Annotated in this window: 17 protein-coding genes; 4 read left to right on the top strand and 13 right to left on the bottom strand. The window is 70.6% G+C overall.

Annotated features, from left to right (window positions below):
- The coding region (locus tag D7X32_RS19595) for an AcvB/VirJ family lysyl-phosphatidylglycerol hydrolase (RefSeq protein WP_253900006.1) at positions 1 to 1,427 on the top strand (1,427 nt) is incomplete at its 5' end.
- A gap of 139 nt (positions 1,428 to 1,566) precedes the next feature.
- A complete protein-coding gene (locus D7X32_RS19590) occupies positions 1,567 to 3,129 on the top strand; it encodes a carboxylesterase/lipase family protein (protein ID WP_120604089.1) in 1,563 nt (520 codons plus the stop codon).
- A 73-nt stretch (positions 3,130 to 3,202) separates the two neighbouring features.
- Here D7X32_RS19590 and D7X32_RS19585 read toward each other — a convergent pair whose 3' ends face one another.
- The 9 genes from D7X32_RS19585 to D7X32_RS19545 all read right to left on the bottom strand — a co-directional run bounded on the left by D7X32_RS19585 (position 3,203) and on the right by D7X32_RS19545 (position 12,708).
- A complete protein-coding gene (locus tag D7X32_RS19585) occupies positions 3,203 to 3,595 on the bottom strand; it encodes a hypothetical protein (protein ID WP_120604088.1) in 393 nt (130 codons plus the stop codon).
- Between the two features lie 76 nt (positions 3,596 to 3,671).
- Positions 3,672 to 4,697 (bottom strand): hypothetical protein, encoded by a 1,026-nt coding sequence (locus D7X32_RS19580; protein WP_120604087.1) that lies wholly within the window; start codon positions 4,695 to 4,697, stop codon positions 3,672 to 3,674.
- A 111-nt stretch (positions 4,698 to 4,808) separates the two neighbouring features.
- Positions 4,809 to 5,189: a response regulator gene (locus D7X32_RS19575; RefSeq protein ID WP_158625717.1), complete on the bottom strand. Its 381-nt coding sequence runs from the start codon at positions 5,187 to 5,189 to the stop codon at positions 4,809 to 4,811.
- Positions 5,190 to 5,256: 67 nt separating this feature from the next.
- Positions 5,257 to 6,480 carry a glutathione-independent formaldehyde dehydrogenase gene (locus D7X32_RS19570; protein ID WP_120604085.1) on the bottom strand — a complete coding sequence of 408 codons (1,224 nt, stop codon included), beginning with the start codon at positions 6,478 to 6,480 and terminating at the stop codon, positions 5,257 to 5,259.
- A gap of 150 nt (positions 6,481 to 6,630) precedes the next feature.
- Positions 6,631 to 8,028, bottom strand: a complete 1,398-nt coding sequence (locus tag D7X32_RS19565; protein ID WP_120604084.1) for a ComEC/Rec2 family competence protein — start codon at positions 8,026 to 8,028, stop codon at positions 6,631 to 6,633.
- Between the two features lie 52 nt (positions 8,029 to 8,080).
- Positions 8,081 to 9,463, bottom strand: coding sequence for an MATE family efflux transporter (locus D7X32_RS19560; protein WP_120604083.1), 1,383 nt, complete (start codon positions 9,461 to 9,463; stop codon positions 8,081 to 8,083).
- Between the two features lie 120 nt (positions 9,464 to 9,583).
- Positions 9,584 to 9,940 carry a response regulator transcription factor gene (locus D7X32_RS19555; RefSeq protein ID WP_120604082.1) on the bottom strand — a complete coding sequence of 119 codons (357 nt, stop codon included), beginning with the start codon at positions 9,938 to 9,940 and terminating at the stop codon, positions 9,584 to 9,586.
- Entirely contained in the window at positions 9,937 to 11,562 is a 1,626-nt protein-coding gene (locus tag D7X32_RS19550) for a DUF7125 family protein (protein ID WP_120604081.1), read from the bottom strand. The genes D7X32_RS19555 and D7X32_RS19550 overlap by 4 nt, the downstream gene beginning before the upstream one ends.
- A 21-nt stretch (positions 11,563 to 11,583) precedes the next feature.
- The gene (locus tag D7X32_RS19545; RefSeq protein WP_244239090.1) at positions 11,584 to 12,708 is read right to left on the bottom strand and encodes a hybrid sensor histidine kinase/response regulator; all 1,125 of its coding nucleotides are present in this window, start codon (positions 12,706 to 12,708) and stop codon (positions 11,584 to 11,586) included.
- A 177-nt stretch (positions 12,709 to 12,885) separates the two neighbouring features.
- Between D7X32_RS19545 and D7X32_RS47850 the strand changes: the two genes are divergently transcribed.
- On the top strand, positions 12,886 to 13,005 hold the full coding sequence (locus tag D7X32_RS47850) for an alpha/beta fold hydrolase (protein ID WP_369333693.1): 120 nt from the start codon (positions 12,886 to 12,888) through the stop codon (positions 13,003 to 13,005).
- Here D7X32_RS47850 and D7X32_RS19535 read toward each other — a convergent pair whose 3' ends face one another.
- The 4 genes from D7X32_RS19535 to D7X32_RS19520 all read right to left on the bottom strand — a co-directional run bounded on the left by D7X32_RS19535 (position 13,006) and on the right by D7X32_RS19520 (position 19,385).
- On the bottom strand, positions 13,006 to 14,898 hold the full coding sequence (locus tag D7X32_RS19535; protein ID WP_120604079.1) for an RICIN domain-containing protein: 1,893 nt from the start codon (positions 14,896 to 14,898) through the stop codon (positions 13,006 to 13,008).
- 52 nt (positions 14,899 to 14,950) lie between these two features.
- Entirely contained in the window at positions 14,951 to 17,182 is a 2,232-nt protein-coding gene (locus tag D7X32_RS19530; RefSeq protein WP_244239089.1) for an FUSC family protein, read from the bottom strand.
- A gap of 96 nt (positions 17,183 to 17,278) precedes the next feature.
- Positions 17,279 to 18,316: a D-alanine--D-alanine ligase family protein gene (locus tag D7X32_RS19525; RefSeq protein ID WP_120604078.1), complete on the bottom strand. Its 1,038-nt coding sequence runs from the start codon at positions 18,314 to 18,316 to the stop codon at positions 17,279 to 17,281.
- 1 nt (position 18,317) lies between these two features.
- Positions 18,318 to 19,385: a putative zinc-binding metallopeptidase gene (locus D7X32_RS19520; protein ID WP_244239088.1), complete on the bottom strand. Its 1,068-nt coding sequence runs from the start codon at positions 19,383 to 19,385 to the stop codon at positions 18,318 to 18,320.
- Positions 19,386 to 19,568: 183 nt separating this feature from the next.
- On the opposite strand from D7X32_RS19520, the gene D7X32_RS19515 reads away from it, so the two are divergent.
- The gene (locus D7X32_RS19515) at positions 19,569 to 22,562 is read left to right on the top strand and encodes a hybrid sensor histidine kinase/response regulator (RefSeq protein WP_120604077.1); all 2,994 of its coding nucleotides are present in this window, start codon (positions 19,569 to 19,571) and stop codon (positions 22,560 to 22,562) included.
- Positions 22,563 to 22,569: the final 7 nt, after the last annotated feature.

Raw genomic sequence — 22,569 nt, 5'->3', positions numbered from 1 at the left:
CCGCCCCCGTTCCCTCCGCCGCGCCGGCCGTGGAGACGCTTCACCCGGGAGGCCGCTTCGGCCACGTCACGGTGGTGACGCCTCCGGGCGCGCCTACGACGGTGGTGCTGCTGCTGGCGGAGGGGCCGGCGGATCAGGGCCGGGCCTCGGAGCTGTCGTTGGCGCTGGCCTCGCACGGCGCGCTGGTGCTCGCGGTGGACGCGAAGGCCTACCTGCGCGCGCTGGAGAAGGGCACGCGGTGCGCGTACCCGGCGGGCGACCTGGAGGTGCTGAGCCAGGGCTACCAGCAGCACGCGATGCTGCCCGAGTACCTGCACCCCGTCCTCGTGGGGGAGGGCACGGGCGCGGCGGTGGCCTACGCGGCGCTGGCCCAGGCCCCTCCGGGGACGTTCCGGGGCGCGGTGAGCGTGGACTTCACGCCGGAGCTGGCGACGACCGCGGCCTTCTGTCCGGGCGCGGGGCTCGTGCGCTCGCGCGTGGCCCCGGGCGCGCGCGAGCGGCTGGCCCCGGCGCGTGCGCTGACGGAGCCGTGGGTGCTGCTCGTCGCGGACCACGACGCTGACCACCCGGTGAAGGCCGCGCACGACTTCACCCGCACGCTGAAGACAAGCCGCGTGCTGCGGGTGCCGGGCCCGGGCCTGGCCCGCATGCCCGTGTCCGCGTGGCAGGGGCCGCTCCTGGCCGCCCATGAGGCCGCCGGGGTGCCGCTCGCCGCGGAGCACCTGCCCCCCGTGTCCACGTCCGCGCCACCACCGGACGCGGGCGGTGAAGGGCTCACGGGCGACGCGTCCGTGAACGGGCTGCCGTTGGTGGAGGTCCCCGCGACGTCCGACACCCAGGGCGACACACTGGCGCTCTTCGTCACCGGCGACGGCGGCTGGGCCAGCCTGGACCAGTCCGTCTCCGAGTCGCTGGCCGAGCAGGGCATCCCCGTCGTGGGCTTCAACTCGCTGCGCTACTTCTGGAAGCGCCGCACGCCGGAGGAGACGTCCGCGGACGTGGCCCGCGCGCTGCGCCACTTCCTGGCCAGATGGGGCAAGCAGCGCGTGGTGCTGGTGGGGTACTCGCGCGGCGCGGATGTCGTGCCGGCCATCGCGGCGCGCCTGCCGGAGGAGCTGCGCGCCCGTGTGCGGCTGGTCGCGCTGTTCGCGCCCGGCAAGGAGGCGGAGTTCGAGGTGCACGTCACCGACCTCTTTGGCGGCAAGGGCCGGCCCACGAACGCGGTGCTCCCGGACGTGCGCGCCTTGAACGGGACGCCGGTGCTCTGCCTCTACGGCGACCAGGAGCTGTCCGACAGCCTCTGCCCCACGCTGGCCGGCGTGCCCGGCACCCACGCCCTGCTGCTCAAGGGAGGACACCACTTCGACGGTGACTACGAGGCCGTCGCCCGCCTGCTGCTGCGGGAACTCGGTATGGCATTGCCCTGATGCTCCGCGGTCTGGGGGTCCGTCGCCTTGCGGACGGGTGATTGTCTTTGAGGTCCATCGCATTGACTTGCATGGGCCAACCCTCTACTTCGCTTCCGCCCGGCTCCTGGCGTGCCGGGTCTCGTGGGGGGTTCCAAACATGGTCCAGCAGTCCGCTCCGGTCGTCAGCACCGTCGAAGGTCAACTGCAAGGCATTGTCGAGGATGGGGTGTATGCCTTCAAGGGCATTCCCTACGCCCAGCCCCCCGTGGGCGCGCTGCGGTGGCGTCCGCCCGCCCCGGTCATTCCCTGGAAGCACATCCGTCAGGTGTCGAAGTTCGGCCACTCCTCGCTCCAGTCGCGTGAGGCCTGCATCGCGGGCGGTGGCGGCGACCCGGTTCCCATGGCCGAGGACTGCCTCTACCTCAACGTCTGGACGCCCCGCGTGGACGCCCAGGCGAAGCTGCCCGTCATCGTGTGGATCCACGGCGGCGCGTATGTGATTGGCGCCAGCGGCCTGCCTCCGTACACCGGCGTGCCCGTGGCGTCGCGGGACGCCATCCTCGTCACGCTCAACTACCGCCTGGGCCACCTGGGCTTCCTGGCCCACCCGGCGCTGCAGCGGGAGCCCGGCGGCGGCGCGGCCAACTTCGGCCTGTTGGATCAGGTCGCGGCCCTCCAGTGGGTGAACCGCAACATCGCGAAGTTCGGCGGGGACGTGGACAACGTCACCCTCATTGGCCAGTCGGCGGGCGCCAAGAGCGTGCTGTCCCTCTTCTGCATGGAGGCCGCGCGGCCCTACTTCCACCGGGGCGTGGCGATGAGCGTGTACGGCCTGGACGAGGTGCCCCTGGAGAAGGCGCTGCCCAAGGGCGAGGCGCTCATCCGGGGCATGGGCGTGCCGGACGCGGAGGCGACGCCGGAGCGCCTGCGCAAGCTGCCCGCGGACGCCTTCTGGTCGCAGCCGCCGGAGCACTCCCTGGCGCCCGTGGCCGTGTGCGGCGACACGGTGATGCCCCAGTCCATCCTGTCCACCTTCAAGGCCCAGCAGCAGGCGCGCGTGCCGCTCATCCTGGGCAGCACCAGCGACGACGTGAGCGTGATGGAGGCCATGGGCCGCGACCCCATGGACATCCTCCAGGCGCTCCGCGATCAGAACGTGCCCATCGGCATCCTCTACCCGGGGGTGACGCCCGACGAGGAGCTGGCCCGGCAGGTGTGCCGCGACATCGTCTTCACGCTCATCCCCCGGCAGGTCGCGGACCTGCACCAGAAGGTCTCCCACGCGTGGCGCTACTACTTCGAATACACCGCCAAGGAGCTGCGCCCGGAGTTCCCCGACGGCGTCCCCCACGGTTCGGACGTCCCGTACTTCCTGGACACCGTGGCCCGCTGCCCGCCCACGCAGGACGTGCTCTCCGAGGAGGACCGCTCGTACTCGCGCCAGGTGAGCGGCTGGCTGCTCCAGTTCGCCCGCACCGGCGCGCCCGCGTCCGCGACCGAGTGGCCCAAGCACCAGCAGGGCGAGGACCGCACCCTGCGCATGCAGCAGCCGCCGAAGGTGGAGAACAACTTCATGCAGCTGCGCCTCAACGCCTTCCTGCTGGTGAGCGCCATCATCAGCGGCGCGGACAGCGGCGCGGGGGACACGTCCGGCGCGCAGCGCACCGCGCGGCACGGCACGACGCCCACGAAGAAGTCCCGGCCTGAAGGCACGCCGTAGCGCGCGAAAAACAAAGGCCCGGTCGCGAGCGTTCGCGGCCGGGCCCCTGGTGCTTCGTTCTATCCGTGCGGGCTCAGCTGCTGAAGAGCACCAGCACGAAGGTGTTGGACTGGGGCAGCTGGAACACGGTGCCCTGGCGCAGCGAGCCCTTGAAGAAGGGCGCCGCGTCGTATGCGGTGGCCCCCTTCAGGGCGTCGCGGGTGGCCTGCGGCAGCCACCCGCCGTCATCCACCTTCACCGTCAGCCGCGTGGGCTTCAGCGCGGCCTGGAGCGCCTGGCCTTCCGCCGCCGGGTACTCCAGCACCGCCAGGAACTGCGTGTCCGTGGGGCCCAGTCCGCCCGGGATGCCTCGAGGAGAGTGACGCCACTGCACCGCCTGGGGGCGGCGCGGCAGCGTCACGGTCTTCTCCAGCGTCTCCAGGTCCGTCCCCGTCTTCGCCGCCGGTGCGGCCGTCTCTGTCGTCATGGATGCACTCCCCCCTGAGGGCTTGTCGCAGGCCAGCGAAACACACCCCAGCAGCAGGGTGGTAGCGAGCGTGTGCCTACCGGCCACCGATGGGACGCGACGTCGCATTCTCCGGGCTCCCCTGGTCCCACGTCACATGGCGCTGGAGCGTGCCGTAGTTGGTGTACTGGTGCCCCAGGCCCGTGCGCTCCAGCCGGCCGTTGGCCGCGTCCGGCGTGCCGGTGTTGATGTCCTGCTGGCCCGGGTTGAAGTTGTAGCGGTCCTCCGCGTGGAGCGTCATGTCCATCTCGAAGCGGGGCTTCCCGCCCGGCGTCTCCGGCGGGTACACCGTCACGGTCGCGCTGTTCCAGATGGAGTGGCCGCCAATGGCCTTCTGCCAGTTCTCCGTCTCCGGGTAGGGGAACTGCTCACTGGAGCCCACGCCAATCTGCGAACCGGTGATCTGGAACGTCACCGGCTTGCCGGCCAGCGACGGGTCCTGCGCGATCATCTGGTTGTAGGTGGCCTCCGCCGCCTGCTGCGTGTCACGCGTGGAGTTGGTGAGCACCGCCTGGCCGGCGGGGTCCGTGCTGACGAAGCGCTCGTAGTCGAAGTGCCGGTCCGCCCCGTTGCCGTGCAGGAAGTGGTCGTACGTGTCCAGGCCATCCGGGATGTTGTTGTGCGGCACGCCCGGAACGCCCTGGAGGGCGCGCGCGCCCCGGAGCTTCACTTCCCACTCGGCCAGCGCCGCGTAGTCACCCAGGCCCGGGCTCTCCGTGGGGATGGGGTTCGGGTCGTTGGGGTCGTTGGGGTTCTGCAGGAAGCCGTTGTCGTGGTGGATGTCCGGGCGGCGGGGAGGACCCACCTGGTAGTCCGCCACCGTGGTGCCGTTCGTCTGCACCGCCGTGCCGGACGTGCCCACCGGGGTGGGCGTGGCCGCGGGAGTGGAACCCCCCAGCGCGGGGCCGCCACGACGGGCGGCGGGCGCGGACTCGAAGGTGTCGGAAGGGCGCCGCGCGACGGGCGCGGCGGGCGGCGGAGGCGTCGGGCGGACCTCCGGGGTCAGGGCCTGCTGCACTCGCGCCGCGATGGCGCCGCCAATGGATTCACCGATTCTGGACATGATGGGTCTCCCCCTCGAACCACCGAGCCGGTGGACGTTGATGGATTATCGACCCTTGCCGCCCACGGTTGCGGCCTTTCCATGCCTACATCCGCCCCTGTGGACGGGCCCTCAGTGCCGGGTCCGGTAGCGGTCCACGGCGGCCAGGAGCACCTCCGTGCGCACCGGCTTGCCCAGCAGGCCCACGGTCCCCGGCGGGGCCGCCTGGAGGTCGGGGTCCGCGGTGAGCGCCAGCACCGGCAGCCGCGACGTCAGGTCCAGGTTCCGCAGCCGGGCGAGGAAGCGCTGATCCTCCGGGTTGCGCAGCATCAGGCTGAGCAGCACCAGGGAGGGGATTTGGGGGATTTGGGACAGCACGTCCAGCGCCTGCGTGGCCGTGGCCACGGACATCACCGTGTAGCCCTCCAGCACCAGGAGGGCCGCCAGGGCCTCGCGCAGGTCGTCGTAGCTCTCGACCACCAGCAGGGTCGAGGGTTTGTCCAGGGCGTCCACCGTCAAACCTTATACCGCCAGGACCCCGGGGTGCACGCGCACCCTGGGGCCTGGAGCCGGTGAGGCCTTAAGCGCGGGCCTTGGGGCTGAGCTGGGGCTTGAGGATGACCTTGGTGTAGCCGTCCTTGCGGGCGTCGAACTTCTTGTACGCGTCCGGCGCGTCCTGCAGCGGCAGGCGGTGGCTGACGATCATGCCAGGCTTGGCGCGGCCCGCGATGATCAGGTCGCGCAGGAAGTAGTTGTAGCGCTTCACCGGCGTCTGGCCGGTGCCCACGGTGATGCCCTTGTCGAACACCTTGGCCCACGGCAGCGGGTAGATGCCCTGCTTGGCGTTCTCGTCCTTCGCGCCCGGATCCGGCGCGATGTAGACGCCCACGACGCCAATGGAGCCCGTGGGGTTCACCAGCTCCACCAGCTGCTCCAGCACCTGGGTGGGCTTCTCCCGGCCGCCGTGCGCGTCCGCGCCCTTGTTGTCGCGCGACTGGTAGCCCACGGCGTCGATGCCGCACATCACGCCCAGGGCCTTCTCCTCACCGGAGCGCAGCGCGCCCATGATGAGCGGGTTGCCGCGGCGCAGGTCCATGATCTGCTTCACCGGGTCGCCCTTGGTGAAGTCGATGGGGATGGCGCCCATCTCCTTCACCTTGGCCAGGCGCTCCGGGACGCTGTCCACCACGTAGACCTCCGAGGCGCCGCGCAGCAGCGCGCAGTAGCCGGCGAGCAGGCCCACGGGCCCCGCGCCGAAGACGGCGACCGTGGCGCCCGGCCGCACGTTCGCCAGCTCCGTGCCGTGGTAGGCGGTGGGGAACACGTCCGACAGGAGGAGGAAGTCGTCCTCCAGGTCGTCGCCCGGCTGTCCGGGCAGCTTCAGGCAGTTGAAGTCCGCCCAGGGCACCCGCAGCAGCTCCGCCTGTCCGCCCCGGTACGGGCCCATGCCCGCGTAGCCGTAGCCCGCGTGCGGCGCCTCCGGGTTGGCGATGAGGCACGCCTCGGTGCGGCCGCGCACGCAGTCGAAGCAGGTGCCGCAGGCGATGTTGAAGGGCAGCACCACGCGGTCGCCCTTCTTGATGCTCGTCACGCCGGGGCCCACCTGCTCCACGACGCCCATGTTCTCATGGCCGAACACCTGTCCGGCCTTGGACGCGGTGCGGCCCTCGTACATGTGCAGATCGCTGCCACAGATACCGGCGGAGGTGACGCGGATGATGGCGTCGGTGGGCGCCTCCACCTTGGGGTCCTCGACCTCCTCCACCTTCACCTGGCTGTTCTGCTTGTAGACGACTGCGAGCATGGACCTCTCCCGGGTTGGGCCGAAACGCGGCCCACCAAAAGTGGGATGCCACGCGTCCGGGGGAAGGGGCCCCCTGGGACACGCCCGCCCGGCCGCCCCGTGCAGGCGTGCTGGGCAGGCGTGCACCTGGAGGCGGGAATGCGAGCCCGCTCAGGCGGAGATGAGGTAGTCGTCGCAGGGGACCTCGTCGTCCTCCTGGTCCTTGCACCGGGGGCACACGTACCAGTCCATGTCGCAGCCGCAGGTGGCCAGGTACTTCACCGTCTTCCCCGCGGCCCTGTCGCACCACACGCACTTCGCCATGCGCTGGGTGTCATTCGGGTGGACGTAGACGCGCTTGGGTTTGGGCGCGGTGCTGCCGCTGTTCTTGCGCTTCTTGGAGCTGGTGTCCTTCAGGAAGTTGTCCGGGTCCTTCACGAAGTCCCGGATGGGGCTGCCGGGCATGTTGAAGTACGGGGACTGGGAGTCGCTCACCAGGTTGGCGAAGCTGTAGGTGGGCGTGGTGTTCCGCAGCGCCTGGATGGTGGTGGACAGCGTCACCAGGTCGAACACCGGCAGCTCCGTGTCGCTCAAGGGCGACGTGACTGGCGGCGGCGCGGTCTCCGGGACGTGGTTCTCCTTCGTGCAGACGTGCGCGTACCACTTCCAGGCGAAGCCCGTTCCCGGATCCGAGGGGTGCGCCACCCGGAAGGTGACGCCCGTGCCGTCGTGCTGCTGGGCGAGCGTGTCGTCGGTGTAGAGGACCAGGTGGCCCAGCACCCCGCTCGGCCGGACGCTGGCGGCGAAGCCCTTGGGCTTCGCGCCGCTGCGGCCCACGAAGCCCGTCCGGTCGGGCTCGCAGTTGGTGACATAGAAGCGCTGCAGCGGCTTCGAGCCGCAGAGGATGTCCAACACCGACTGGCGGGGATGGTCGTGGTTGTGGTGCCCCGCGGAGATGAACGCGGCGGTGGGCTTCAGGGCCTTCACGAACTTCGCGGAGGTGCTCGTCTCCGCGCCGTGGTGGCCGCACTTGAACGCGCACATGTGGCCCAGCCCCAGGCGCTCCTCGTCTTCGTAGGGCAGGTCCCCGGCGGTGAAGTAGGTGAAGTCGTGGAACTTCAGCGTGCAGCCGATGCTCGCCGGGTTGTCGTCACTCACGGTGCCTCGCCCCACGTGGACGATCTTCAGCAGGCAGTCGTTGGCGTCGATGAGCTTGTTGCCGACGGCCGCGTCCCTCCAGGTGGTGCCGTGCAGCCCGCAGGCGAGCTTGAGCTTGTCGTACTTGTGGCTGTCGGAGACGTGCGCGGGGGCGTAGAGCGCCGTGACGGTGAGGCCCTCCACCACCGGGGTGAGCCCCTCGTGGTGGTCTCCGTCCGGGTGCGTGCACACGGCGGCGTCCAGCTTCGTGACGCCCAGCTTCTTCAGGATGCGCAGCACGTACCGGCCGCGGCCCAGCTTGCCGCCGTCGATGAGGATGTGCCGTTCCGTGCCGCCCGCGGGCAGCAGGCTGATGAGGGAGGACTCTCCCTGGGACACGTCGAAGTGGATGATGCGCAGGCGCGTGGGCATGACGGGGCCATCGTAGACCCCGTGTCCGAAACCTGTCGACGCGTGGAAGCCGCTAGTGCGCCATCACCACCGGCGCCTCCGCCGGGGACACCAGCGACTGGCGCTCCCACGCGCGGCTTCGCCAGCGCAGCCACATGGCCAGGCCGCGCGTCCACTCATCCGCGGCCACCGCCAGCCACACCCCCGCGAGCCCCAACTGCAGGTGGAACACCAGGTAGTAGCCCAGGGGCAGGCTCATGCAGACCATGGACAGCATCGCCATCATCACCGGGAAGGTGGCGTCACCCGCGGCACGCAGCGCGTTCACCAGCACCAGGTTGAACGAGCGGCCCGTCTCCAGCAGCAGGCTCAGCACCAGCACCTGCGACGTCATCCGCAGGATGTCGCCGTCGTGGGTGAAGAGGCGGATGAGCGGCTCGCGGAAGAGGATGGCCGTCACGTCCACCGCCACCGTGATGCCGATGCTCCACTTGAGGCTCTTGAGCACGCGCGCGTACGCGTCCTGTGAACGCTTCGCGCCCACCAGCCGTCCCACGATGATGGACGTGCCCATGCCGATGGCCAGGCTGCACAGGAACACGTACTGGGACATGGCGTTGGCGTACTGCCGCGACGCCAGCGCCACCGGGCCCAGGTACGTCACGTAGTACAGGAACACCGTCTGGCACGCGTGGTACGTCATCTGCTCCACCGCGGACGGCACGCCCACTCGCAGAATCTTCCGCACGTAGTCGCGCGTCAGCGCCACGAAGTTGCGCGGCTGCATGCGCACGTCCATCACCCGCCAGAGCATCCACGCGAAGACGCCCACCGCCATCGCGCGGCTGAAGACGGTGGACATCGCCGCGCCCGCCACGCCGTGCGCCGGCATGCCGAAGTGCCCGAAGATGAGCACCCAGTTGCCCGCCACGTGCACCACGTTCATGCCCATGGCCACGTACATGGACTGCCGCGTGAAGCCGTACGTGCGGATGAGGCTGGAGAAGACGTTGATGAGCGCCTGCAGGAACAGGAAGCCGCCCGCGATGTGCCAGTAGGTGCTCGCGTACGCCAGCGTCCGCGGCTCCAGGTTCATCCGCCCCAGGATGGTGTCCGCGGACAACAGCAGCCCGCCGCTCACCGCGAGCCCCAAGAGGAAGTTCATCGTGATGGCCTGCGCCGCGATGCGCGCCGCCTCCGCGCCGCGCTTCGCGCCCAGGTACTGCGACACGACGATGGACGCGCCGTGGCTCACCACCTCCATCACCAGGATGCAGATGAAGACGTACTGGTTGACGACGCCCACCGCGGACACGGCGGCGTCCGACACGCCGCTGAGCATCAGCGTGTCCGCCGTGCCCATCAGCATGAAGAGGAAGATTTCGAAGAAGATGGGCCAGGTGAGCCGGAACAGGCCGGGCTCACGGGGGGGATTCGTCTCGACTTCAGTGTGCATGGATGCGCCGCGTCAGGTGGCCTCACTGTGCGCGCGCGATATTTCGATTTCAACCGGAAGCACCCGCGCCGGCTGCCTGCCCGGTGCGGGTGCTTTGCGTTGAAAAAGTGAGAGCTGGACCTACGACGACGTCAGCCGCTCCACGGTGTCCACCAGGTCGCGCAGGGAGAAGGGCTTCTTGAGGAAGCCGGCCCACTGCTGTTCCTCGGCCTTGGCCTTGGGCGGCTGGATGGCGCTCATGACGAGGATGGGGAAGTGGAGGGTGCCGTCCTTGCGGATGGCGTCGATGGTTTCGTAGCCGTTCATCACGGGCATCATCACGTCGATGATGGCCAGGTCGGGCTTCTCGTCCTTGAGTCTGGCCAGGGCCTCGCGGCCGTTGCCGCAGATGACGACGCGCAGCTGTTCCTCTTCCAGGATGGCCTGGATGGCTTCCGCGATGTCCTGCTCATCGTCCACGACGAGCACGGTCTTCATGAACGCCTCCGCCGGGACGTGCCCGCCGGGGCCTTCCTCGCGGCCGGCTTCTTCTTCGCGGGCGCCTTGCGGCCCTGCTTCTTGCTCGCGCCCAGGGGGGCCTTCACGCGGCCGGGCCGGGAGGCTTCGCCACCGGACAGGCGCGCGTGTCCGGTGAGGATGCTCTCCGCGCTCTCGAAGGTGCCCGCCACCTGGATGCCCTTCTCGCTGATGGAGAACTCGCGGATGCCGCTGTCGTAGGCGCTCTCACGCATCTTCATGATGGAGAGCAGCCGGTAGAGCTGCGAGCGCAGCTCCACGTAGCGCACCAGGATGACGTTCTCCACGGTGGACGCGGCCTCCGGCTGGGGCATGTCCACGCCGGGGCTGAACAGGGGCGTCTCATCGGAATACAGCGTGGTGACGTCCATCATCCGCAGTTGGTGGGTGAGCGCGGAGAAGAAGCGGCCCAGGCGGTCCGGGTACACGGCGGCGGAGCGGAAGCCGGACACGCCGTCGATGAACAGGCGCAGGCGGTCCACCTTGCGCTCCTCGATGCGCTCCAGCAGCCGCTCCGCCAGCGAGTCCATGTTGTGCTCCAGCGGTGGCTGCCACTGGATTTCGATGAGGCCCTCGTCCACGTACTTCTTGAGGTCCCCCATGCCGGTGCCTTCCGCCTTCTCGATGAGGCGGGGGGGCGTTTCGAAGAAGCCGAAGTAGACGCCCGGCTGGCCCTCGCGCGCGCCCTGGAGGAGGAAGTTCAGCCCCAGGAGCGTCTTGCCCGTGCCGGGCGCGCCCAGCAGCAGCGTGGTGGATCCGGACAGCACCCCGCCCCGGAGGGCTTCGTCCAGTCGGGGAATGCCGAAGGGCATGCGGATGCGGTCCTCGCGCCCCTCCGCGGCGGGGTGCGCGAACTGCACCTCCGTGCGCGGGTGGATGAGGATGCCCTGGTTGGAGATCTCCACCTCGTGGCGGCCCAGCAGTGACGGCCCGCCGCGGAACTTGATGGCGATGAGCTCGCGCACCGCGCGGGGCCCGTGCAGCCACAGCGACAGTTCGAAGATGCCATCCACCGCGGTGTTCTCCGGGTGGATCTCCCCCTCGTGATGCGGGGCGAGCAGCAGCGTGGTGCACCCCAGGATGCTGCAGAAGGTCTGCAGGTCCTGGAGGAAGCGCTTGAAGCTCAGGTCCGAGCGGGCGAACTCCTTCGCCGCGTCCATGCCGTCGATGATGAGCAGCGTGGTGCCGTGCACCTGGGCGTTCTTGCGCAAGAGCTCCAGCAGGCCCTTGAGCCCGTCCCGCTCCAGGTCGCGGTAGCCGCTCAGGTACTGGAGCCGGTCCGGGATGACGCTGGCGTCGTAGAACGTCATCTGCGACAGGTTCTCCAGCATGCGCCCGTGCGACTCCGACAGCAGCGTCACGTAGAGGGCCTTGCCGCCGTTCTGCACGTGCTGGAAGGCAATCTGGTTGGCCAGCACCGTCTTGCCGGAGCCCGGGGGCCCGATGATGGCGTAGGAGGAGCCCTGGATGAGACCGCCCTTGGTGATGAAGTCCAGGCGGGGCACTCCGGTGACGAGCCGCTTCGTCGGGCTCTTTCCTTCGTCGGACTTTTTGCCACCGTCCGAAGCTTCGCTGTTCGCCACGAATCTTTCTCCTCTGGGATGTCAGTACCGCTGGGTGCGATGCAGGGGCAGCCTCAGTTCGAAACACGCGCCCTGGCCCAGGGCGCTCTTCACGCTCAGCGTGCCGTCGTGCGCGGCGGCGATCTCCCGGGCCAGGTAGAGCCCCAGGCCCAGCCCTTCGAACCTTCCGGCGGACGGCACCCGCTCGAAGCGGCGGAAGATGCGCTCCTGGTCCTCCGGCGCGATGCCCACGCCCTGGTCCTCCACCGCCAGCACCGCCTGGCCCTCGTGCGTGGACAGGCGCGCCTTCGCGGGCCGGTCCTGGCCGAACTTGACGGCATTGGACAGCAGGTGGCCCACGGCCTGCTCCAGCATGCGCCGGTCGCCAAAGAGGAGGACGGGCGCGCCGGGCAGGACGGTCTCCAGCTCCACGTTCGCGCTGCGGGCGGGGGCCTGGAAGCGCTCCACCTGCTCGCGCACCAGTTGGGAGAAGTCCACCGTGTCCACCTGGAGCGCCATCTCTTGCGTGGACAGGCGCGACACGTCCAGCAGGTTGTCCACCAGGTTCTGCAGCCGCGTGAGCTGGCGCACCGCGGGCGTCAGGCGCTTCTCCACGGGGCCGTGCGCCTCCGCGTCGTTCACCACCATCTCCACCGCGCGCTCCAGGTTGAGGCGCAGCACGGTGAGGGGCGTCCTCAGCTCATGCGCCGCGATGCGGAGGAAGCTGTCGCGCGCGCGCACGGCGTCCCGGGCGCGGGCCTGAAGGCGCAGGAGCGCCTCGATGTTGGCGAGCAGTTCGTCCTCGCCCAGCGGCCGCGTCCAGTACGCATCCGCGCCTTGCGCGAGCCCCCGCACGCGGTCCTCGCGCCGCACGGACACGGACGACAGGTGGGCGATGAGCAGGTCGTGCGTGGACTCGTCCGCGCGCAGGCGGCGGCACACCTCGTAGCCGTCGATGTCCGGCATGTGCACGTCCAGCAGCACCAGGTCGGGCCGCCCCTGGGCAAGCCGGAGCGCCTCGCGCCCACCCGTGGCCTCGAGCACCTGGTAGCCGCCCTGCTTCAGCGTGAGGCTCAGCAGGTACAGCGTCGCCGGGTCGTCGTTGACGTTGAGGACCGTGATGGTGGGACGGGCACCCTGGAGGTCTTGTGGAGCGGAGGAGTTCACGGGCCTGTGCCCCCTCAAGGTGGAGGCACGGGCGGGGAATGGAACCACTCGCATCCAAAAAGAGCCGACGGAGTGTGGCGGACGTCCTGCCGGGTGTTGTCCGCCGGACGGAACTTGCGCTGGAGACGTCCGCCTTTCCCCAGGCAGGCCGCCGGACGCAGGCTTCCAGGACACGGCGTGGGCCTGTTCCCGGGGCTGCCGTTCAAGCAGGTGACGGGCACGGGGCACTGGGTGCGGCTGGACGCGCCCGAGCAGGTGAACGCCCTGCTCGATGCGTTCCTCGCGACGGTGCCCTGATCAGGGCATGGCTTCCAGGCGGAACTGCTGGCAGTCGTTGTTGGACCAGACCCACTGCTGGAGGGCGGCCCCGTCGCCGCTCGTCCAGCAGTTGCTCACGTCCAGGACCTTGCCGCTGTGGCGGGCCTCGAAGCGGGTGTAGCCGCCGGTGGTGGCCACGGGCTTGAACTGCTGGTTCGCGCCGCCCGCCCAGGACCACTCCTGCACGCGCGCGCCGTCCGCGCTGCTCACATCCGCCACGTCCACCACCTTGCCGCTGTAGCGCGACACCAGCCGCGAATAGCCGCTGTCGGTGGCCACCAGGGCCCACTGCTGGCTCGAACCCGTGTGGCACGCCCACTGGTGCAGCCCGGTGCCGTCCGCCGCGGACGGACCCACGATGTCCACGCACTTGCCCGTGGCCTTGTTGATCAGCCGGTACCACGGCCCCTGCGTGCCGGACGTCCCGCCCCACTGGAAGGACGCCACCGAGCGCGGCGGCAGCGTGTACTCGAAGGCCTGCCCGCCCCAGCGGACCTTGAAGGACAGCGTGGCGCCGTCGTTGGAGTTCAGCGCGACGAGCGCGTGCGAGCCGTCCGGGTTCTTGAAGGCGAGCGTCTCGATGTTGTTGTTGCCCAGCGACGTGGCGCCCACGCGCACCGCGCCCGGCCGCACCACCTTCGCCAGGTGCGCCCACGCGTAGTACTCCTCGTTGCGCGTGTACGTGCCCGTGGCGTTGTCCACCGTGAACATGCCCCGGCAGTCCGCGCAGCCGCCCACGCGCGGCCCGTGGTTCGGGTCCAACGCCAGGTTCCAGTAGAAGGACGTGCGCGACCAGTTGCGCAGCGGCCCGAAGAGGTTGTTCTGCAGCGCCCACTCCAGGTTCGCGGCGGCGTTGGTGGCCCAGAAGCCGCCGGTGCACTCCGTGAAGTGCACCTCCTTGGCGGGGTACGCGGTGTGGAAGGCGGACTGGACGCTGTAGCTGCCCTCGGGGCTCTCGTAGCAGTGGTAGGCCACGCCCGCGACGGCGTTCTGCGCCTGCCCGCCGTTGTAGGCCATCACCTCATGCGGGTAGCCCGCGGGGCCCGTGCCGTCGTACCAGTTGTGGTCCCACGCCAGCAGCTTCACGCCGTTGAAGCCCGCGGCGTTGAGCGCCGGGCGCAGGTGCTGGGCCGTGAAGATGGACTGGTCGTTGGACTCCATCTGCATCGTCGGGTAGCCGCCGTTGGCGTTGTGCGGCTCGTTCTGGGGGCTCAGCGCGTGGATGGGCACGCCGTTCGCCTGGTACGCCTGCACGAAGCGCACGAAGTAGTTCGCGTAGAGGCCGTACAGGTCATTGCGCAGGTAGCCGCCGCCGGTGAGCGAGTTGTTGAACTTCATCCACGCGGGCGCGCTCCACGGCAGCGCGAACACCTTCAGCTCCGGGTTGATGGCGCGCGCCTGCTGGAGCAGCGGCAGGATGTACGCCGCGTCGTGGCCCACGGAGAAGTCGTTCAGGTCGCAGCAGGTGTCGTCGTAGGTGTAGTTGTTGCGCGAGAAGTCCGACGCGCCCATGGGCAGCCGGATGGCGCTCTGGCCCGAGCCCGCGCCCACGCTGAACAGGTCGTTCATGATGGCCGTGCGCTGCGGCGAGTTGAAGATGAGCCACGCGGACGCATCCGTGAGCGCGCCGCCGAACCCGTCAACCGTCTGGTACGTCACGCCGTCATTCACGTCGATGGCCGTCGCGCTGCCGGCTTCCGTGGCGAACACCTTGTTCGCCTCGGCGTTGAGCTTCTTCGACAGCGTGCTGCCCGACGTCGTCGTCAGCCACACCCGCACCGTCTCGTTCGCCGCGCTCGCGGCGGGCGGCAGGAGGGTGGAGGCGGCCAGCAGCAGGCCCTGCAGGGGGACACGGGACAACCAGGGGGACATGCGGGACTCCGGACACCAAGGGGGAGTCGAGCAGTCTATTCAAGTTGTTCTGCTATGGCCCGTTAATCGTGGATGGCCGTGCGTCGGCCGTGGCGAGGGGCAGGGACTCCAGCCGGCGGGTGGCGGCGGTGTGGAGCACGGCGAGCTGGCGCGCGAGCCGTTCGAGCTGGGACTGGAGCAGGGGGGCTTCGGCGCCCAGCGCGGCCCCGGCTTCGTCTGGCGTGGGGACGTTCCAGCCGATGAGCGCGTCGAAGGCGGGCAGGGGCTTGGGGCGGCGGTTGTGGAGCACCGAGTCCGCCAGGTCCTCCATGCTCGCGTCCATGGCGCGTGCGAAGCGCGACAGGGACTCCTGCACCGCGGGGGTGGAGGGCACGGAGCGCCGTGACGCGAGGAGGGTGCAGACGGCGGCGTACCGCCGGGTGAAGGCGAGCAGCGTCATCAGCGGCTCCACCGCCTCCGTGCGCCAGCGCGGCTCGTTGAGCAGGCGCTGGAAGGATGTCTCCGCGTTGATGGTGGCCAGCCCCAGCTTGCGGCGCACCTCCGTGAGCGCCGACGCGTCCGGGGGCCCCTCGCGCTGCCACGCGCGGGCCAGCACGTCGAAGAACTCGCGGTCCGCGCGCAGCGCATCCGCCAGCTGCGCCGGGAAGCGTTCCTCCTCCGAGCGCTGCCAGAGGAAGAACGTGCCCGCGAGCGCCAGCCCTCCGCCGATGAGCGTGTTGACGATGCGCACCGGCGCCAGCGTCCAGTCCCCGCTGCCCATCTCCGCCAGCAGCACGAAGGTGAGCGTGGCGAAGACGGTGAACAGCCCGTAGTTGAGCGGGATGAGGCTCACGCACAGGGCCGCGGTGCAGAACAGCAGGCCCATCATCGCGTGCGGGTTCTGGAGCCACGACGCGACCGCGATGGCCAGCAGGCCGCCCACCACCGTGCCCAGCACCCGTTGGAGCGCCTTGAGGAAGGTGGGCCCGGTGTACGGCTGCATGATGGTGAGGACGGTGATGGTCACCCAATAGCCGTGGTTCGGCCGGAACACGCTGGCGATCCACACCGCCGCCGTGGTGGTGAGGCCCACGCGCAGCGCGTGCCGCAGCACCTCCGAGTCCAGCGTGAGGTGCGCGCGCACCGGATCCATCAGGGATGCATGGGACTCCTCCGCCAGCTCGCGCGCCGGAGGCGGGGCCCCCGTGAGCGGGCCGGGCAGCCGGCACGCGGTGTCCAGCGCCACGTCCGCGCGCTCGCGCATCTCCGTGAGCAGCCGCGCGATGTCCGACAGCCGCGCCCGCTCCAGCCGCGTGACGAGTCCGCGCGCGTCCAGGTCCGTGAGCGTGTCGCGCAGCGCGCGGCCGTCCCAGTCCGGCTGGGGCCTGCGGCTGCGGCCCTCCTGCTCCACCAGCACCACCAGGTCCCGCGCCGTGTTCGCGCACTCCAGCAGCGCCACGGCCACCGCCGCGCGAGGGTCCGCCGACGGACCGCTCACCGGCGGGCCCAGGCTCTCCAGCTGTTCACCCAGGGCGATGAGCCCCATGAACATCGCGTCCGCGGCCTCCAGCAGCACCAGCAGCCGCTCACCCCGGCCGCGCTCGCCCCGGCCCTGGCGCGTGGCCGCGAGCGTGGTGCGCGCCACCTCCAGCACCTCGCGGATGCGCCCGTGCTGCTCCTGGATGAGGGTCTGCCAGGCGTCCTCGCGAGCGCCCTGGACGGTGCGCGACAGCCCTTCCGCGTAGTCCGCCACCGCGTCGAAGCACGCCGCCACCGCCTTGCGCGCGGGCCGGTAGGGGCGGATGGGCCAGAGCACCAGCGACAGCACCATGGCCCACGCGGAGCCCCCCAGCACCGCCAGGCCGGACTCCAGCGCGCCCAGGGCCGAGGCCGCGGGCAGGCCCAGCGAGATGACGAAGGTGGTGGCGGCGATGTTGCCGGTGAGGTTCGCCGCCGCGCCGTACACGCCCGCGAAGCTCCACGCCGTCACCCACAACACGGTGGCGGGAATGGCCAGCGCGGGGTGCATTCCCGCCAGGCCGCCCAGCACCGCGGACACCGCCGCCGCCAGCGCCGTGCTGGCCATGGCGCGGAAGCGGGCGTGGTAGGAGCCGCCCTTGTCCACGAAGGACGTGTTGAAGCCGCCCACCGCGAGCCACAGCGCGCCGGGCAGGTGCAGCGCGGTGCCCACCACGGTGGGCACGAAGAACGCGAGCGCGGCCCGGAGGCCGGCCTTCACCGCGGGCCGCACGGGCGCGAAGCGGGCCACGGCCTTGGCATGGTCCAGGAACTGACGGCGAATCACCCATCCCCCATAGAGCAACGCCCCCGGCCGGGCCACCGGAATCCGGGCCCGGGGCGGGAGGGCGTCACTGGCGCGACAGGACGGCCGGCCCTCGCGTCAGTGCGGGGCGGGGGCGGCGTCCCGGGCGGGCGCGCCGGCGGTGGCCTTGGTGGCCACTCCCAGGCCGTGGCGCCGGGCCGCGGTGTCCACGATGCGCTGCACCAGCGCCTCGTAGCTCAGGCCGCGCTCTTTCGCCCCCATGGCCACCTCGCACTGGGTCTCCAGGTAGGGGTTGGGGTTCACCTCCAGGAGGTAGGGCTCGTTCGTGCGGCTGGACACGCGGAAGTCGATGCGCGCGTAGTCCCGCAGCTTGAGCGCGCGGAACGCCGTGACGGCCGCGCGGCCGATGCGGCCCGCCAGTTCGTCCGACAGGTCCGTGGGCAGCACCAGGTGCGGACTGCCCGGCGTCTCCGGGCCGAACTTCACCTCGCGGTTGGCGATCTTCATCCGCTTGCGGTTCCACCGCGAACCGAAGTCCAGCTCCACCACCGGCAGCACCTCCGGCTTCGCCGCGTCCCCCACCACGCCGACGTACAGCTCGCGCCCCTCGATGAACTCCTCCGCCAGCGCCTCGTCGTCGTACTCCTCGCGGATCTTCTTCACCCGCCGCGCCAGCCCCTCCATGTCCTTCTCGACTCCCAGTCCCATGGACGCATCCGACCGTGCGGGCTTCACCACCAGCGGGAAGGACAGGTCGCCATTCGCCTGGAAGGAGATGCCGTCGAAGGTGGCGAACCGGGGCGTGAGCACGCCGTGGAACTGGAGCAGCTGCTTGGTGAGCACCTTGTCCTGCGCGAGCAGCAGGCCCGCGGTGCCGGAGCCCGTGAAGGGCATGCGCGCCAGCTCCAGCACCGCCGCGACGTTGACCTCCAGCCGGTAGTCCTCCGCGAACGTCTCGCAGAGGTTGAACACCAGGTCCGCGCGGGCGCGGGTGACGAGCCGCACCAGGTCGGAGACGCTTTCATCCACGCGCACGTCCACCGGTTCATGGCCGGCCGCGCGCAGGGCCGCGCTCACCTGCGTCACCACGGGGTCGGGGGTGTCGTTCTTGGGCTGGTAGTGGAGGACGGCGATGCGAAGAGCCTTCACGGGCATGTCAGTCCTCGAAGAAACGGTCGGTGTGCAGGTAGTTCATCGCCAGGACGGTGACGAGCGACGCGAGCTGCATCGCCGCCTCACGGCTGTCGTCCGGGTGCAGGGTGAGGTTCAGCGCGGCGGTGCGTTCCGCCAGATGGTCCACGAGCGCGCGCACCACGCCCCGGCTCACCCCCGCGTAGTGGCCCACGGTGGACAGCAGGCGCTGGCGTTCCGCCTGCACCAGCGTCGCCGCGCTCACCGGCGCCTCTCCCGGGCCCCAGAAGATGTCCTCCAGCGCGTGGTCGAAGGCGTTGCGCAGCTCCACGTCCACCTTCTCGTCCAGCTCGCGCTGGCGGTAGTGGTCCTGGACGGTGCCCTCCATCTCCTCGGTGGTGAAGTCCGGCTCGGCCAGCTGCACGGGTGGTGTCGTGCGGCCCAGCCGCTTCGCGATGTCCTCCACGTAGTGGAGCTTCTTGAGCGCGCCCCAGCCCTGGTAGCGCTTCGCCCAGTCGCTGCCCGGCGTGAGCCACACGGCGAAGGTCTCCGCGAAGTCCTCGTCCGGGTGCTTCTGCGCGTACCAGCCGGAGATGTGGAAGACGTACCGGCGCGAGAAGGGCCGCGGCTTGTAATCATCCTGATACGGCCGGCCGTAGTCGCCGAACACGCGGCGCCACTCGTCCGTGTCATAGAGGCGGTAGGCGTAGTTGAACGCGTGGCCCGCCTCGTGTCGCAGATACATGAGGATTTCGGCCTCCGTCTCCGCGCTGCCTCCCAGCTCCGCCTCGATGGACAGGAGCTCCGGATCCGCCAGGTAGAATGGAAGGCCGATGACGGGCACCCCCGACGGACAGCCCCATTCGTCGGACAGGTAGCACTGGGGCTTGAAGGACAGCCCCTTCGCCTCCAGCTCCGCGTGTAATTGCGCGATGTATCGCTCCAGGGGCGTGCCCCCCAGCCGCAGGGACAGGTCCTTGATGCGCGCCTGGAGCAGGGCCTCGCGGCGGGGTGACAGCCGGCCGCGCTCCGCGCCCTCGGTGGGATGTTTCTCGCGCAGCACCCGGGATTCGGCCTGGGGGGATGGCATCATCTCTTCCAAGGTGAGACCGGTGCCCGGCGAAGGACAGCCCGCCCGCCCTGTCCAAGCAGGCGGCCAGCCAGGCCCCCGGAAGGTGCTCCACTCCGGACGGATGGGCATTTTTCCAGTGGGCAGCGATTGGAACCCGGCATAGGGAAATGGCTCGCTGACGTGACGTGAGGAGCAGCGCCCGCGATGAATCAGGACGTTCCGCCGCAGACTCCGGAGACCCTCTTCACCGGTAGCAGCCAGATGCACGCGTTGGTGCGCGCGCATGATTGGGACGCCTCGCCGGTGGGTCCCGTGGCCTCCTGGCCCACGAGCCTCAAGATGCTCGTGAAGACGCTGCTCGGGTCGCGCTACCCCATGATCCTCACCTGGGGCCCGCGGCTCACCCAGTTCTACAACGACGCCTATTCGCTGGTGATTGGCGACAAGCACCCGGCCGCGCTGGGCACGGACATCCGCGGCACGCTGGCGGAGGCGTGGGATTCGCTGGAGCCGCTGGTGCGGGAGGCGATGACGACGGGCGTCGCCAGCTGGGTGCCCGCGCTCCGGCTGCTCCTCAACCGCAGCGGCTACCGCGAGGAGTCCTACTTCGACGTCAGCCACGCGCCCGCCTACGACGACACGGGCGCCATCGGCGGCATGCTCGCGGTGTGCGCGGAGGTGACGCCGCGGGTGCTGAGCGAGCGGCGCATGCGGCTGTTGCGCGACCTGTCCGCCCAGGCGTCGGACACGCGCAGCGTGACGAAGACGTGCGGTGACCTGGCGAAGGCCCTGGCGGATCATCCGCTGGACGTGCCGTGCGCGCTCATCTACCTGTGCTCGGAGGATGGCCGGTCGCTGACGCTGTGCGGGGCCGTGGGCATCGAGCGCGGTGGGCCGCTGAGCCCGAAGACCGTCCTGCTGGACGTGGACTCGCGGGAGGCGGCCCCGTACCTGCGCGCGCTCGAAGGCGAGCGGGTGCTGCGCGACGGTCTGGAGGCGCTCCTGGCCCTCGAGGGCGGCCCCTTCGGGGACTCGGTGGGAACGCTCCTCCTCCAGCCGCTCGCCGGGGCGGGCACGGCCGCGCCGCTGGGAGTGCTGGTCACCGCGCTGTCCCCCAACCGCGCCTTCGACGAGGGGCACGCCTCCTTCTCCGAACTGCTGAGCGCGCAGGTGGCGGTGTCGCTGCGCAACGCGCGCGCCTACGAGGAGGAGCGCCAGCGGGCGGAGGCGCTGGCGGAGCTGGACCGGGCGAAGACGGCCTTCTTCCACAACATCTCCCACGAGTTCCGCACGCCGCTCACGCTGATGCTGGGGCCGCTGGAGGACGTGCTCGCGCAGGTGCCGGTGACGGAAGGCGCGCGCAAGGACCTGGAGCTCGTGCACCGCAACGCGGGCCGCCTGCTGCGGCTGGTGAACACGCTCCTGGACTTCAGCCGGCTGGAGGCGGGCCGCATCGACTCCAGCTTCGAGCCCACCGACCTGGCCGTCTTCACCCGCGACCTCACCGGCCACTTCCGCTCCGCCATCGAGCGCACCGGCCTGTCCTTCCGCGTGGAGTGCGGCGAGCTGCCGGAGCCCGTCTACGTGGACCGGCAGATGTGGGAGAAGGTTGTCTTCAACCTGCTCTCCAACGCCCTCAAGTTCACCTTCCACGGCGGCATCGTCGTGCGGCAGGAGGTCCGGGGCCACGACGTCCTCCTGCGCGTCACCGACACGGGCACGGGCATCCCCGCGGCGGAGCTGCCCCACCTCTTCGAGCGCTTCCACCGCGTGCGCAACGCGCGAAGCCGCACCCACGAAGGCACCGGCATCGGGCTGGCGCTGGTGCGCGAGCTGGTGGCGCTGCACGGGGGCGACGTGGCCGTGGAGAGCGAGGAGGACAGGGGCACCACCTTCACCGTCCGCATTCCCCGGGGCCATGCGCACCTGCCCGCGGACCGCCTCCAGGCTTCGCGCCAGCGGCAGTCCACCGCCCCGGGCGTGCGCCCCTTCCTCCAGGAGGCCGAGCGCTGGTCGGACGCGGAGCCCGCGCCCCGCGCGCTGGAAGCCGCGTCACCGCTGGCGGAAGGAGGGGACAGGGACGCGCCCCGGGCCCGCGTGCTGGTGGTGGACGACAACGCGGACATGCGCGAGTACGTGGACCGCGTGCTGTCCCCGTCGTTCGACGTGACGCTGGCCACGGACGGTCAGGCCGCGCTGGCGGCCGCGCGCGCGCAGCCGCCGGAGCTGGTGCTGACGGACGTGATGATGCCCCGGCTGGGCGGCTTCGGCCTCCTGCGCGCCCTGCGCGAGATGCCGTCCACGCGCGCCGTCCCCGTGGTGATGCTGTCCGCCCGCGCCGGGGAGGAGTCCGCGGTGGAGGGGCTGGAGGCGGGCGCGGACGACTACCTGGTGAAGCCCTTCAGCGCGCGGGAGCTGGTGGCGCGCGTGCGCTCCATGCTGGAGCTGTCGCGCATGCGCCGCGAAACCCTGCGCCAGGAGCTGCTCGCCCAGTCGCTGCGCGAGAGCCTCCAGGCCCGGGACGACTTCCTGGCGGTGGCGAGCCACGAGCTCAAGACGCCGCTGGCCGCCTTCCGCCTGCACCTGGAGCGGCTGGAGCGCAGCCTGGGGGACGAGGCGCTGGGCCGCGCGAAGAGCCCGCTGGAGTCCGCCGGCCGGCAGGTGCAGCGGCTGCACGCGCTGATGGAGACGCTGCTGGACGTGTCGCAGCTCACCACGGGCCGGCTGGCGTTGGACCTGAACGACGTGGACCTCACCGCCGTGGTGGGCAGGGCGGTGGCCCGGCTGCGCGACGAGGTGGAGAAGATGGGCGTGACGGTGACGCTGGACGCGGGCACGCCGCTCGTCGGCCGGTATGACAAGCAGCGCATCGACCAGGTGGTGACGAACCTGCTGGCGAACGCGGCGAAGTACGGCCAGGGCCGCCCCATCGCGGTGTGCGTGGCCGCCGAGGACGGCACCGCGCGCCTCACCGTGCGCGACCAGGGCATTGGCATCAGCGAGGAGGACCGCGCGCGCATCTTCGAGCGCTTCGAGCGCGCGGTGCCCGGCCGCAACTACGGCGGCCTGGGCCTGGGGCTGTGGATTGCCCGGCAGGTGGTGGAGGCGCACGGCGGCCGCATCACCGTGGACAGCAAGCCGGGCCTGGGCTCCACCTTCGTGGTGGAGCTGCCCATCGAAGGGCTCCAGGCGGCCTGAAACACGA

The sequence above is a fragment of the Corallococcus carmarthensis genome (genome assembly GCF_003611695.1).
Taxonomy (GTDB): domain Bacteria; phylum Myxococcota; class Myxococcia; order Myxococcales; family Myxococcaceae; genus Corallococcus; species Corallococcus carmarthensis.
Note: the sequence above shows the minus strand (reverse complement) of the source record. Positions and strands in the feature narration are given on the sequence as shown.

Coding starts and splice junctions, on each gene's coding strand:
- D7X32_RS19590 (WP_120604089.1), top strand. CDS start 1,567: ATGGTCCAGCAGTCCGCTCCGGTCGTCAGCACCGTCGAAGGTCAACTG.
- D7X32_RS19585 (WP_120604088.1), bottom strand. CDS start 3,595: ATGACGACAGAGACGGCCGCACCGGCGGCGAAGACGGGGACGGACCTG.
- D7X32_RS19580 (WP_120604087.1), bottom strand. CDS start 4,697: ATGTCCAGAATCGGTGAATCCATTGGCGGCGCCATCGCGGCGCGAGTG.
- D7X32_RS19570 (WP_120604085.1), bottom strand. CDS start 6,480: ATGCTCGCAGTCGTCTACAAGCAGAACAGCCAGGTGAAGGTGGAGGAG.
- D7X32_RS19565 (WP_120604084.1), bottom strand. CDS start 8,028: ATGCCCACGCGCCTGCGCATCATCCACTTCGACGTGTCCCAGGGAGAG.
- D7X32_RS19560 (WP_120604083.1), bottom strand. CDS start 9,463: ATGCACACTGAAGTCGAGACGAATCCCCCCCGTGAGCCCGGCCTGTTC.
- D7X32_RS19555 (WP_120604082.1), bottom strand. CDS start 9,940: ATGAAGACCGTGCTCGTCGTGGACGATGAGCAGGACATCGCGGAAGCC.
- D7X32_RS19535 (WP_120604079.1), bottom strand. CDS start 14,898: ATGTCCCCCTGGTTGTCCCGTGTCCCCCTGCAGGGCCTGCTGCTGGCC.
- D7X32_RS19525 (WP_120604078.1), bottom strand. CDS start 18,316: ATGCCCGTGAAGGCTCTTCGCATCGCCGTCCTCCACTACCAGCCCAAG.
- D7X32_RS19520 (WP_244239088.1), bottom strand. CDS start 19,385: ATGATGCCATCCCCCCAGGCCGAATCCCGGGTGCTGCGCGAGAAACAT.
- D7X32_RS19515 (WP_120604077.1), top strand. CDS start 19,569: ATGAATCAGGACGTTCCGCCGCAGACTCCGGAGACCCTCTTCACCGGT.